Here is an 11,929-nt window from a genome sequence, read left to right on the forward strand (position 1 = left end):
CGCTAGTCCAAAGCCAACAGCCCTGCTCTCCTCTGCGCCTCTGCGGTAAAGTATCGTAACCACGAAGAACGCGAAGATCACGAAGGTTAAGGCTTGTCGCCACAAATTGCCCGAATGCTTAGGCTGGAATGCTCTGTGTCTGAATGCTAGCCCCTAGCCCCTGACACCTGATCCCTATAAATCGTGGTATAGTCTCTGCGGAGTTCTTGCTAAAAGGCAACATTGTGGAAGATATCGAATATAGCGTGATGGCGGCAGTCGAGGAGCAACATTGGTGGTATGTGGGCATGCGCCAAATTGCCCAAGCATGGCTTGATCAATTGCCGACCCAGCGTGCTTGGCGAGCGCTTGATGCTGGTTGTGGTACGGCGGGCAATGTCGCTTATTTATTAGGCGATTATGGCCCAGCCTATGGCTTGGATCTGATGCAGGCAGCCGTGCAGTTGGGGCGCAAAAAAACCGATGCACCATTAACTCAAGGTTCAGTCTTGACCTTGCCCTATCGCGATGAAAGTTTCGATTTGGTAACCTCGTTTGAAGTGTTGTATCATCGAGCTGTCCCTGATGAAGTCGCCGCGTTACAGGAAATTTATCGCGTCTTGAAGCCAGGTGGTTGGGTGTTATTGCGGATGCCAGCCTATCATTGGCTCTATTCAGCCCATGATCGCTCGGTGCATACCCGTCGCCGTTACACTAATAAGGAAGTACAACAGTTGTTACGCGCTGCCAATTTCACAATTGAGCGCAGTTCGTATATTAACAGCCTGTTGTTTCCGTTGATTTTGCTCCAACGCTTGATTGAGCGGATTCGGCCAAGTGCCCCAACCAATGAATCGGCGATGCAACTGCCTGGACGTTTGGCCAATAAATTGTTTGGCACAGCCATGCGCTTCGAGGCCCGATGGCTTGAATCAGGCTCTAGCTTTCCTTTTGGGCTATCAATTTTAACCCTCGCCCAAAAACCCAATCATTCGGTATAATCGCCAAATACATTTAGTTATTGAGAATATATATGCAAGCCTTTTTAACCAATATTGCCCAGCGTCCAGCTTTATGGGCCACGTTGCGGCGAATTGTTGAAAATAATTATGTTGGCGAACGCGCCGCTATTGCCGATGAACTTACGCCATGGCTGCAAACCAAGCCCCGCCGTTTTTTGGATTTTGGCTGTGGCACTGGTGAATTTGCCTCATCGTTTCCCCATCACAGCTATATGGGCGTTGATCTTTCGCAAGGCTATGTGCGCTACGCTGCGACCCTGAGCGATCACCGCTTTGGGGTGATGAACGGCAATGCTTTGGCCTTTGGCGATGCTAGTTTTGATGCAGCGTTAATTGTCGGCGTTATTCACCACCTTGATGATGCCTTAGCCCAAATCACTGCCCGCGAATTACACCGCGTTTTAGCACCAGGCGGCGAAATTTTGATGCTCGAAGATATTCCAGCCCAAGATTGGTGGAATCTGCCTGGGCGTTTGATGCACTGGCTTGATCGTGGTGATGCGATTCGCCAAGATGAAGATTATGGGCGTTTGTTCGCACCCTACTTTACCATCCAACGCCGTTGGGCTATTCGCAGTGGAATTTGTGATTATGCAGTTTACCGTTTTAGCCGCGTCGATTAAACGCGGGCTTGGCGAGCATGGCACGGCGATCCGCTTGTTTGGCAGTGCGCTTGGCTTGCTCATCGCTGGTCAATTGTGTTATCGCAAGGCTCTGCTCAGCGCAACTCAACATAACCTTGAAAGCTTATGGCAGGTGAGCCAAAGTTTTTGGGGCATGTTGGGGATTGGTTTAATACTGCTTTCGCTGATTCCATGGTTGGCGTTGCTAGCTCGCCGCCAACTCAGCTTCTTCTACCCACTTTGGAGCATCGCCACCATTCTGTTGGTGGTGATCAATTGGTGGTGGTTTGGCGGCGGCATGTCGTGGCAAACCCTCGCCGGAATCGGCTTGGTTTTGCTGGGAGTCAGCCTCTTATTTCGCGGTGGGCATAGTATTTAATTAATTGGGGGTCGGTCGTTGGGGATCGGGGGTCGGGATCGACAAATAGCAGTGGAAACTGAATACCAAAAGCCTATGACCCTTGCATAACCCGATCCCCGAAAACCGATCCCCGACCCCTAACAAACGAACGAGCAACAAGCATGATGCAAACGTGGTGGATCATTGGCGCAGTACTGGCGATGATGTTGGGTAATTTGATCGTTCGAGCGGGGATGGTTGGGGTGCAACTAGCCCATTCGAGCCGTTTAAGCACTTGGCAAGTGCTGCGTTATGGCATACGCCGTTGGCAAGTTTGGCTAGGCCTGCTTTTGCTGTTTGTGGGAGTTGTAGCCTGGATTAGCAGCGTAGTTTGGTGGCGTTTGGAGCTTGGCTATACTTTGCTGGGCTTAAGCTACGTTGCCACAATTGTGTTTGCTTGGTGGTTTGTGGGCGAAACCTTGACCCTCGAAAAGATGTTTGGGGCAATTATTATTGTGGTTGGCCTGCTGTTGATCATTCGTGGTAGTGGATTTTAAGGGGCGTTTGTGCAAATGGCGTTGGGTCGATATGCTCGGCCACTGCTGCTAAGTAGCATGGTTGCAGGGCTATTGTTATGGCTTGGCTGGCAACGTTTAGTCCCATTCAACCTAGCAATTGGCGGCGATTTAGTCATTGGCGAGTCAGGCGAGCAATTTGCCTTGATGTACGATCAGCCCTATCTTGACCATGTGCATGCCCCCGAACCAGCCACGGTTGATCTCACCACCAATGAAACCTATCGCTGGACCCAACCCGAATCGACGATTGATGTACCGTATCTCAATGGTAGTGCCCATATGGTTCGCTTGAGTTTAGCGCCGCCATCAGTGCCACAAACCCCGTTTTTACTGCAAGCCAATGGTGCAGCAATTCGTACCGATTTGCCACCAGGCCAACGCACGTTGCATCTGTTCGCCCCTGCTAGCAGCGATGGCAGTTTAACCCTCGAATTACAAGCCCCAACCTACAATGCTAGCCCTGACCCACGTTTGTTGGGAGTGGTGCTGTATCGGATGCAGGCTCAGCCGTTAAGCCATACATGGTTTCTGCCATGGGCTGCTTGGCTCGATTTGCTGCTCGTTGTAATTGTGGTTGGGCTTGGTGCTGCTTTGGCGGGTTTGGCTCCGCTGACTGCGGCTGGCGCGATCTTGGTGACCAGCAGCGGCTTAAGTGTTTTGTTGGCAACCGTGCGGACGGTGATTACGATTGATACTGGCCAGTTGCGCACAATTGCTTTGGCTTGTTTGCTGGTAGCTGGGCTTGGGCGTTGGTTGGCTGAGCGCCGCCAAAACCCCGAAATTGCCTTAGTTGCTGGCATGACCGCTTTGGGCTTGGCTTTGCGCTTGATCGGCATTCGCCATCCTCAAACTAATTTCAGCGATCTCTTGTTGAATGTCAATAATCTGGCGAGTGTGGGCAGCGGCGATTTACTCTTTACTGAAGGTTTGCCTTGTGCCGCAGGTGCGGGCCGTTCGCCCTATCCCCCTGGCACGTATCTCATCACGCAACCTTTAAGTTTATTGCTGCCTGCCAGCGTTAATCGTGGCATTTTGATTCAGGTTGTTGGTGCGTGTGCTGATGCGTTGGTGATTCCGTTGTTGTGGTGGCTGATTGATCGCACCCGCGATGCACGAACTCCAGCACGGGCGGCGTTATGGGCAGCCAGCCTCTATCTTGCTCCTTTAGCGATGCTGCGGGCAATGGTGATTGGCGAATGGAGTAATGTGCTGGGGCAGGCAATTGCCATACCAATCTTAGCGTGGCTGGGCTTATGGCTTGCCAGCAACCAGCCGCGAACATGGCAACCAGCTCTGATTGCTGGCTTGACGATCGCCGCCTTACAGCATAGTGGCACGATGTTATCGTTCGGGTTGTGGGGCGTGGCGTTGGCGGGATTCTTGGTTTGGCAAAAACAGTGGCAAGTGCTGGGGCGTTTGGTGATGGTTGGGACAAGCGCCGTCGTGTTGGCTGTTGGCTTGTATTACAGCAATTTCTTGGGCGATCCAACCCTTGCCAATAATGGTGTGATTTGCCCAGCGCCACGTCCGTTCGGCCAAAAATTGTGGGGCGTAGTCTGGAACGATCTAATTGCGCTTGATGGGCGAGTTCCGGCTTGGTTTTGGTTGGTAGGCTTGGGCGGTGCATTTAGCCTGCGTCAAGGCTTATCACGGCTAGCAACTCCAATTTGGGCTTGGCTGGCAACCTTCGTGCTTTCGCTTAGCTCGTTGCTTTGGTCGGAACAAACTGTGCGGTGGTGGCTGTTTATCTTGCCAGCCTTAGCTTTGAGTGGCGGTGTTGGTTTGGCGACTTTAGCCCAGCGCGGGCGGTTCGGGCGAGCAACTGCCACTGCCGCTAGTTTGTTCATCATCGCCGCTTCATTGGCCCTTTGGACGCGGTTTATTATCGAATATCGCACTGGGGCGTTTGTACCATAACGCGATTCGCGGATATGGATTGGATACCATTCTAGCGAGAATGCAGGGACGAGAATTCAGCTTTTACCATTGTGGATAGCTTATCGATGGCTAATCCTGATGAGAACCTGCTTTATGCCCCTGATTCCCGACTATATTTGCTCAAGGTTTCAGCTGTGATTAGGCTTTGCCTGCGCGAATTTTAAGGTTGAGCAAGCGTGCTGACTCGTTTTGGGCAAACCACTCATCTTGCTCTAAAGCTTGGTAGGCTTGTTCAAAGTAAGGTTTAGCTGCCTCATGCTCGCCTAAGGCGGCTAAATTCTCGCCAATTTCCTCGAAAACATAGCCATCGGTGATGCCTGCGGCTTGCAGATCAGCGGCCAATGTTTGTTGCAATGCTAGCGCCGATTGATATTCGCCCAATGAACGTAAACATCGCGCTACCGACCAACGGGCAATCTGGATTTGGCGCGGGCGTTCGCGTTGCAGCCATGCCTGTTCGGCCTCTTTGAATAATGCCAAAGCCTCAACAAACTCGCCTCGTTCATGCAGATCCCAAGCGGCATTATTGAGCATCGCTGGAATGAGCGCTTGAGCTTTGGGGTCATCAGAGGTTCGGGCTAGCTCCAAGCCACGTTGGTTCCAAATCAGCGCTTGTTGATCGCCGCCATAACTAATTGCTAACATGTGGGCGGCATCAACCGCCAAGCCGATAAAACCCGCTTGGCTGGCCAATTCCCATGCTTGGGCAAAAAAATAACGAGCCATTTCTAGCTCATCAGCCGAATTATGGGTGCGGCCTCGCTCTAGGTAGTAGCGCACTTTGGGTCGTTCGCCCCCTAAGGACAATTGGGCTTCGAGTTGGTCGAGCCGTTCATGCGCTTCAGCAAACCGCCCACGCAACGAAAATGTGCGGGCAATTTGGCTGAGCAGTTCAAGCTGATCGTCGCCGTTGGTTTCGGCTAAGGCTTGGACAAAGCGGCTTTCGCTCACAGCAGGATCAGCATATTCCCACAGCGCATCAATATCCATAATTCAATTGCTCCATTCCAATTAAATAGCACAGCCTTGCTATTTTAAGGAGTCGAATGAATCACTGTCAAGGTTCAATTAGGCCTTTGGCACGTAGTTCAGCGTAAATTGCCCGATTATATACATACATCGCTTGTTGTTGGGCCTCGCGGTCGCCTTCAATCGCTGGATCGTAGGAGTAATAGCCAATTGGGCTAGGCAAATGACTGATTACGCCTGCGCTATCAATTTTTAAATGCTGATCGTTGGTAAAGCGATTGATGGCATAGACTTCGAGACTACAACCTTCTGCATCAATTTCGACGAGATAGCGAATCTCCCATGGCGTAACATATTGCCATGGAATTGTGCCTCGGCCAGCTTGTGCCAGCAGTTCATCAAGAAAACGCAGATCAGTACAATCGAAAAACTGGCCAAATGCCGCCTTGAGTTCAGCAGTCATTCGCGATTCCTTAACGATTGGTTAGGTGAAGTAGGGCGATTTTAGCCATTCGGCGCAGCCAAAATTTGCTTGACCCGCCCTACTTCACCTGTTACCAAGCGCACTTTGATGCCATGCGGGTGGTTAGGCGATTTGGTCAGAATATCCTTGACAATGCCGGTGGTGGTCTTGCCAGTAGCCTGATCCTGCTTGATCACAATCGCCACTTGGATGCCAGGTTTGATTGCGCTGCGTTGTTGGCCGCTCATGTTTGCTCCTAAAAAATGTGATCAATTGATTATACAGGCTGTTTGAGCACGACAACCTGATCGCCGTGGCGAATTGTGCCCAATTTACGTGGCACGAGCTGAATGCCAAATGGCACGCCGCCATTGGCAGTTTTGCGATACCGAGCTAATGTGCGTAATGGCTCTTGCTGTGCATGTTTTTGGCCCGTGCTTGGGTCGGCAGTAATCAGCACACAACGTGGGCAAGCTTGAGCGACTTCAAACAAACATTCACCAATTTGCAACCACTGCCATTGATCTTCTTGGTAGGCTCGTGTGCCATCGATCACAATGTTTGGTCGAAAATGGCGCATACTGACTGGTTGTTCAAGGCGTTGATTGAGATCGGCCAACGAAGCCTGTGAAGCCAGCAAAATTGGATAATCATCGGCGTAACTTACGCGGTCGGTGGTGCGGCCCGTGTAGCCCGATGGCATATCGCTTGGCAGCGGGCGTTCACAACCTTCGCCCATATAAATCACCAAACAATCGATTCCCAGATATTCGCTAAATGCTTGATTAATTGCTTGGTTGTAGACCATGGCTGGGTGCTGTTCCTCGGCCCATAAATTGACCCGCTCAATTGGCTGCAATAAATAGGGCAAGACGATCGACTCGGTGTGATTTGGCAAATGCACCAGCAAGCCATTAGGCCCAACCTGGCTTTGAATTGCCAACAGGTTGCCATGTTCGCGAGCCGTCAGAATCCGACGATTTTCGCTGGCAACGATTGCCCAACGTCGATCATGCGCACAGCCACGCAACTCCAAGCGAGCTTGATCGAGGGTAATTCCAGCAGTCGATTTAATCGGGTAAATCGTGAGATCAACAACCTGCGCCATTACGATGCTCCTCTAAACCAAAGATTAATTCGAATTATAGAGCAAATGGCTTTTAGGAGAAATTCGCAAAGAGCACGAAGTACAGGAAGTTGTGATTATTGAGCAGCTGGATATTGCCCAAGCTGCTTGACATTCAAAACTGCTAGGTCGATACTTATTAACCAACACACCAGCATCAACCGCTCCTCGCCGTGTGTCAGCCTTAGCAACAAGGAACCCAACCTATGCACTTGCGTCCGTTCAAGCTTGAACGTTTTTTTGTGCCTTTTGAATTTAGTGCCAAATATATGCTTGGTTCATCCGATAGCGAATCAGTGACGATTGGCGATTTGTTGGCGTTAGAACCAGAGGCCAATGCGCAATTTAATCAACACTGGTTGGGCTATACCGAGGCTCCAGGTGCGCCCTATCTGCGTGCCGAAATTGCCAAAATCTATACCACAATTGATCCGACTCAAGTGTTAGTCTTTGCTGGCGCTGAGGAAGCAATTTTTTGGTATTTCAATGCGGTACTTGAGGCTGGCGATCATGCGATTATCCAAATGCCCTGCTATCAATCGCACTATGAGGTTGCCCGCGCAACTGGAGCCACAATTAGCGAATGGCGTTTGGAGTTTGATAACGCTTGGGCGATCGATTTGGATTGGCTTGAGCAGCAGATTCGGCCCAATACCAAGCTGATTGCATTAACCACGCCTAATAATCCGACCGGAGCGCAGCTCAAGCTGCATGAATTTGAGCGCTTGGTTGAAATTGCCCGCAGCCGCCAAATTCGACTTTTCTTTGATGAAGTTTATCGCGAGCTTGAACATGATCCGGCTGATCGGCTGCCTGCGGTTTGCGATGCCTACCCATTGGCCACATCGCTGGGCGTAATGTCCAAAAGTTATGGCCTGCCTGGTTTGCGCATCGGCTGGGTTGCGACCCATGATCAAACCCTTTTTCAGCGTTTGCAAGAACTCAAAGATTACACCAGCCTGTGTAATGCAGCCCCAAGTGAGTTTTTGGCAGCACTGGCCTTGCGCAACCGCCAACAATTGCTCGACCGCAACTTGCAGATTGTGCATGCCAATTTGCGCCTATTGGATGACTTTTTCGCGCGTTGGTCACATCGTATGCGTTGGCACAAACCGCTTGCAGGCCCGATTAGCTTTGTGCAATTGCAGCAAACCAAGGATAGCCAACAGTTTGTGTTGGATTTAGTCGAGCAACAAAGTACCTTGATGGTGCCAGGCGAAGTCTACGATTACCCTGGTTTTGTGCGTTTAGGCTTTGGTCGCGCCAACATGGCCGAGGCTCTAGCCCGACTTGAAATTTTTCTACAAGCCCGCGATCACGTGATCTGAGCCGATTTTTGGTGTTTTAGCTTGCTTTCCAAGGGCGTAAGGCAAGCCAGTTATTTCGCTGAAGGAAGACTGTTATGCAGCAAGCCCTTGCCCCCGACCCTGCCACAATTCGTCAGTACCTCGCCCAAACCTATGCCATTCAGCCCAACCGCATCGAGCAAATCAATCGCGGTAACGACCCACGTGCGGCGATTTACCATGTGCAAACTAACGAACAACCCTACTTTCTCAAGCTTAAGACTGGCTCAATCTATCAGGCAGGGGTGTTATTATCGCGCTATCTCAAGGATCGGGGAGTGGCGGCGGTTGCGCCAGTCGATACCCGCACCCAGCACCTTTGGGGCCATTGTCAACAATTTCATAGCGTGCTCTACCCCTATATCGAAGGCTCAACTGGCATGGATCAAGGCATGTCGGCGCTGCAATGGCGGAGTTTTGGTCAACAATTGCGCCGAATCCACACCATGCAAGTGCGTGCGCCACTACGCCACATGCTGCAATGGGAGCAATTTCACCCGCTCTGGCTGCCAACGGTTCAGGCAATTCACAACAGCATCAATACTTGGCCAATTGGCGATAGCTATAGCGCCGAATTGATCGACTTTTGGCGAGTCAAATCGGTCGAAATCAGCTATCTGATTAAGCGCATCAGCGCATTAGGCCATGAGCTACGGGCCAATGCTGGCGATTTTGGCCTGAGCCATGGCGATATTCACACTGCCAATATTGTGCTCGATCAGATTCAACAGATTAATATCGTCGATTGGGATTACCCGATGTTTGCCCCCAAAGAGCGTGATTTGCGGTTTGTGGTTGGCTCAGTCATCGGCGTACCAGTTCAGCAGCATGAAGAACAATGGTTTTTTGAAGGCTACGGCCAACCAAGGATTGACTACAAAACCTTGGCCTATTATCGTTATGAGCGGGTGATTCAAGACCTTGGCGATTATGCCCAGCGGGTGCTGTTACGCCGCGATGCCCCGCCAGCATTCAAACAAGCCGCCTTGCAATCGCTGCGTTCGCGTTTTTTGGCTGGCAATATCATCGAATCGGCCTATCAAGCTGATCGCACAAGTTAATGGAGAAAGATTGAGATGCCTACAATTGCCCCAATTTTAGCTCAAAGCCATGGCTCAATTCAGTTCATGGTCGATGCAGTTGAACCATGCCAAAGCTCGCCAGGGTGCTTGCAACCCCAAGAATTGCCGCTTTGGCAAGGGCTGCCACCACTGAAAACCTTGCAAACCCAAACTCAATTATTTGCCCGTACTGGGAGTGATCATCAATTATTGAGTTGTTTGGAGCTAGCCTATGGGCAACATTATCCGCTGGTGCTCACCCCAGATTGCATTTGGCTGACAATCGCCCAAGGTTTTAGTTCGCACGTTAATCAATACTATCAACAATTACGCCAACGCTTAGTTGAACATACAGGCAAAAAAACCTTGCGGGTTGATGAAGGGATCACATGGGCTGATACGATTGGTTTTTGGGCCGACCGACTTTGCCAAACCTTACCTAAAAACCTAGTTAAAACATTGCAATGTGACTTTTCAACCACAACTTCAATCACCCATACCGCCAGCCAGATTGTATTGATGGAGGGCTTTCAAGCCTTTTTTGACTATGATTTTATGCCAATCTGTGGCATTCCAAATATCACGCTATTGGGCACACCGGACGATTGGCGCTCAATCGCTGAACGGGTAAAACGGCTAGCAACCTTTGATCTTGGCTGGTGGACGGAGCGGCTAGCCCCAATTTGCGAGGGCTTGATTTTAACCAGCGAAGGCCAACCGCCGCATCGTTTTTGGCAACAAATCTATCATCAAACCAGTGGTTTTTGTGATGACAAAATTGATGGCTGGATTATCGATTTGTTTCCATATATCAAGAAAGTTGGCAAGCCTGGCCAGCTGTGCCGTAACCCAATGCTTGCCCACCAACGCCAGCTTTTGCATGATCCGCTTGCCTCACCATCAATCCAACCAACTCAACCTGAACCATTGGTAAATTTGGCGGAAATAGAGCCATTTGATCCTGAGGTGTTGGAGTTTGAAACTGAATCGAGAGAAAGCGGTCTTGCGCCTTGGATTTTTCCGAGTGGTTTAGCTAAAGTGACGACAACCTATCGCGAGCATATTGATGGACCAGCAACGAACGTTAGGCTAGTCGCAGGCTTGATTGGCACAGGCTACAATCGTGATACCAATCAACTTAGCCCTGAAATTGGTTGGGCGGTGTATTAATGAAATTTAGCTGTGCTAGGTGAGTTAAGTGTGATTTGACTGAATGGAGAAGGATTAAGATGCCTGCAAACGCCCCAATTTTAGCCCAAAGCCATGGCTCAATTCAGTTCGTGGTTGATGCAGTTGAGCCTTATCAAGGTTCGTTTGAGTTGGTTGTGGCTCAGGCGCAATTTGCGACTCGGATCAAACGCCAACTCATCCAAACCAGCCATGATCCGGCTCAGTTGTTGGTCAAAACGAATACCGATAATCCATTAATTCAAACAATCCACCTGGCTTTTAGCCAGCACTATCCCTTGGTGCTCACGCCTGATTGTCTTTGGCTAACGATCGCTCAAGGCTTTGCAAATCATGTCAATCGGCATGCTGAGCATTTGCGCCAGCGTTTTGTTGCCCATGAAGCTAAAAAGCAACTTAACATTCGGGTTGATGATCTCAGTAGTCAAGCAGCATGGACCCAAGCAATCGAACTATGGGCAGAATTCCTCAATCAAGCATTACCCGACCAACTTGCCCAAACCTTGCAATGCGATTTTTCAACCACAACCTCAATTAGCCGTACTGCCAGCCGAATTGGGCTGATGGAAAGTTTTGAGCATTATTTTGATTATGGGGCAGTTTGCGTTTGTGGCATTCCCAATATCACACTGCTGGGCACGCCTGCCGATTGGCGCTCAATCGCTGAGCGCGTCAAACGCTTGGCCGAATATGATTTGCTTTGGTGGACGGAGCGGCTAGCCCCAATTTGCGAGGGCTTGATTTTGACCAGCGAAGGCCAACCGCCGCATAGTTTCTGGCAACAACTCTACAAACCTTATGATCAGTATGGTGGTGAAGTTGTCACGGGCTGGGTTGCCGACCTCTTTCCTTATATCAAAGATGCCAAAGAACAGCCAACGCTGCGTAATCCGCTGTTTGAGCAGCCGCGTACCACCCTCTTAAATGCTGAGCTTGATCATGAGCTTGATTTGCCCTACAACCCCGCAACCTATCAAGAAAGGCTGGTGCAGTACTTTTTTGATCAACCTGCAAAAAATGTTACTCCCAGCAAACGCCTTGGCGACGGCATTAGCAACCGCCGCTTCCCTAGTGGCTTGGCTAGTGTACCAATCACGCTCGAATTGCCCGATGGTTCAAAACAAGCATTGGCCTGTGTGGCTGGCTTGATCGGCACACACTACGATTCTGCCAAACAACAGCTTAGCCCTGAAATTGGCTGGGCGGTTTGTCAGCCATAATCTCGCAGCTTGGCTCATGACGTATAATTGAGCATTAGATCGTTGCCCATGGGTTGAGTCTCAGCCCATGGGTTTT

The 11,929-nt window shown here is 50.3% G+C and carries 13 protein-coding genes; 9 read left to right on the top strand and 4 right to left on the bottom strand.

What is annotated here, in order from left to right; translation table 11 throughout:
• The first annotated feature begins 224 nt into the window (after positions 1 to 224).
• The 5 genes from LCH85_14570 to LCH85_14590 all read left to right on the top strand — a co-directional run bounded on the left by LCH85_14570 (position 225) and on the right by LCH85_14590 (position 4,459).
• The gene (locus tag LCH85_14570; protein ID MCA0353214.1) at positions 225 to 980 is read left to right on the top strand and encodes a class I SAM-dependent methyltransferase; all 756 of its coding nucleotides are present in this window, start codon (positions 225 to 227) and stop codon (positions 978 to 980) included.
• Positions 981 to 1,012: 32 nt separating this feature from the next.
• Positions 1,013 to 1,624 (top strand): class I SAM-dependent methyltransferase, encoded by a 612-nt coding sequence (locus LCH85_14575; GenBank protein ID MCA0353215.1) that lies wholly within the window; start codon positions 1,013 to 1,015, stop codon positions 1,622 to 1,624.
• On the top strand, positions 1,593 to 2,003 hold the full coding sequence (locus LCH85_14580) for a hypothetical protein (GenBank protein MCA0353216.1): 411 nt from the start codon (positions 1,593 to 1,595) through the stop codon (positions 2,001 to 2,003). Before LCH85_14575 ends, LCH85_14580 begins: the two co-directional genes overlap by 32 nt.
• Before the next feature lie 143 nt (positions 2,004 to 2,146).
• On the top strand, positions 2,147 to 2,521 hold the full coding sequence (locus tag LCH85_14585; GenBank protein MCA0353217.1) for a hypothetical protein: 375 nt from the start codon (positions 2,147 to 2,149) through the stop codon (positions 2,519 to 2,521).
• Between the two features lie 9 nt (positions 2,522 to 2,530).
• Positions 2,531 to 4,459 carry a hypothetical protein gene (locus LCH85_14590; GenBank protein MCA0353218.1) on the top strand — a complete coding sequence of 643 codons (1,929 nt, stop codon included), beginning with the start codon at positions 2,531 to 2,533 and terminating at the stop codon, positions 4,457 to 4,459.
• Between the two features lie 159 nt (positions 4,460 to 4,618).
• Here the strand turns inward: LCH85_14590 and LCH85_14595 are convergent, their stop codons facing one another.
• The 4 genes from LCH85_14595 to LCH85_14610 all read right to left on the bottom strand — a co-directional run bounded on the left by LCH85_14595 (position 4,619) and on the right by LCH85_14610 (position 7,020).
• Entirely contained in the window at positions 4,619 to 5,470 is an 852-nt protein-coding gene (locus LCH85_14595; protein ID MCA0353219.1) for a hypothetical protein, read from the bottom strand.
• Positions 5,471 to 5,537: 67 nt separating this feature from the next.
• Positions 5,538 to 5,912 carry a hypothetical protein gene (locus LCH85_14600; GenBank protein MCA0353220.1) on the bottom strand — a complete coding sequence of 125 codons (375 nt, stop codon included), beginning with the start codon at positions 5,910 to 5,912 and terminating at the stop codon, positions 5,538 to 5,540.
• 41 nt (positions 5,913 to 5,953) lie between these two features.
• Complete coding sequence (locus tag LCH85_14605; GenBank protein ID MCA0353221.1) at positions 5,954 to 6,160, bottom strand: YwbE family protein; 207 nt, start codon at positions 6,158 to 6,160, stop codon at positions 5,954 to 5,956.
• A gap of 29 nt (positions 6,161 to 6,189) precedes the next feature.
• Positions 6,190 to 7,020, bottom strand: coding sequence for an MOSC domain-containing protein (locus tag LCH85_14610; GenBank protein MCA0353222.1), 831 nt, complete (start codon positions 7,018 to 7,020; stop codon positions 6,190 to 6,192).
• A gap of 224 nt (positions 7,021 to 7,244) precedes the next feature.
• Here LCH85_14610 and LCH85_14615 point away from each other — a divergent pair, with 224 nt between their 5' ends.
• The 4 genes from LCH85_14615 (at position 7,245) to LCH85_14630 (ending at position 11,853) form a co-directional block, all read left to right on the top strand.
• Complete coding sequence (locus LCH85_14615) at positions 7,245 to 8,366, top strand: aminotransferase class I/II-fold pyridoxal phosphate-dependent enzyme (protein MCA0353223.1); 1,122 nt, start codon at positions 7,245 to 7,247, stop codon at positions 8,364 to 8,366.
• Between the two features lie 74 nt (positions 8,367 to 8,440).
• Positions 8,441 to 9,445 (top strand): aminoglycoside phosphotransferase family protein, encoded by a 1,005-nt coding sequence (locus LCH85_14620; GenBank protein ID MCA0353224.1) that lies wholly within the window; start codon positions 8,441 to 8,443, stop codon positions 9,443 to 9,445.
• 15 nt (positions 9,446 to 9,460) lie between these two features.
• Positions 9,461 to 10,615 (top strand): DUF4419 domain-containing protein, encoded by a 1,155-nt coding sequence (locus tag LCH85_14625; GenBank protein ID MCA0353225.1) that lies wholly within the window; start codon positions 9,461 to 9,463, stop codon positions 10,613 to 10,615.
• Between the two features lie 59 nt (positions 10,616 to 10,674).
• Entirely contained in the window at positions 10,675 to 11,853 is a 1,179-nt protein-coding gene (locus LCH85_14630; GenBank protein MCA0353226.1) for a DUF4419 domain-containing protein, read from the top strand.
• Positions 11,854 to 11,929 lie beyond the last annotated feature (76 nt).

The sequence above is a fragment of the Chloroflexota bacterium genome, assembly GCA_020161265.1.
Taxonomy (GTDB): Bacteria; Chloroflexota; Chloroflexia; order Chloroflexales; family Herpetosiphonaceae; genus Herpetosiphon.

Coding starts and splice junctions, on each gene's coding strand:
- LCH85_14575 (MCA0353215.1), top strand. CDS start 1,013: ATGCAAGCCTTTTTAACCAATATTGCCCAGCGTCCAGCTTTATGGGCC.
- LCH85_14605 (MCA0353221.1), bottom strand. CDS start 6,160: ATGAGCGGCCAACAACGCAGCGCAATCAAACCTGGCATCCAAGTGGCG.
- LCH85_14620 (MCA0353224.1), top strand. CDS start 8,441: ATGCAGCAAGCCCTTGCCCCCGACCCTGCCACAATTCGTCAGTACCTC.
- LCH85_14600 (MCA0353220.1), bottom strand. CDS start 5,912: ATGACTGCTGAACTCAAGGCGGCATTTGGCCAGTTTTTCGATTGTACT.
- LCH85_14625 (MCA0353225.1), top strand. CDS start 9,461: ATGCCTACAATTGCCCCAATTTTAGCTCAAAGCCATGGCTCAATTCAG.
- LCH85_14610 (MCA0353222.1), bottom strand. CDS start 7,020: ATGGCGCAGGTTGTTGATCTCACGATTTACCCGATTAAATCGACTGCT.
- LCH85_14595 (MCA0353219.1), bottom strand. CDS start 5,470: ATGGATATTGATGCGCTGTGGGAATATGCTGATCCTGCTGTGAGCGAA.
- LCH85_14615 (MCA0353223.1), top strand. CDS start 7,245: ATGCACTTGCGTCCGTTCAAGCTTGAACGTTTTTTTGTGCCTTTTGAA.
- LCH85_14630 (MCA0353226.1), top strand. CDS start 10,675: ATGCCTGCAAACGCCCCAATTTTAGCCCAAAGCCATGGCTCAATTCAG.
- LCH85_14585 (MCA0353217.1), top strand. CDS start 2,147: ATGATGCAAACGTGGTGGATCATTGGCGCAGTACTGGCGATGATGTTG.
- LCH85_14580 (MCA0353216.1), top strand. CDS start 1,593: ATGCAGTTTACCGTTTTAGCCGCGTCGATTAAACGCGGGCTTGGCGAG.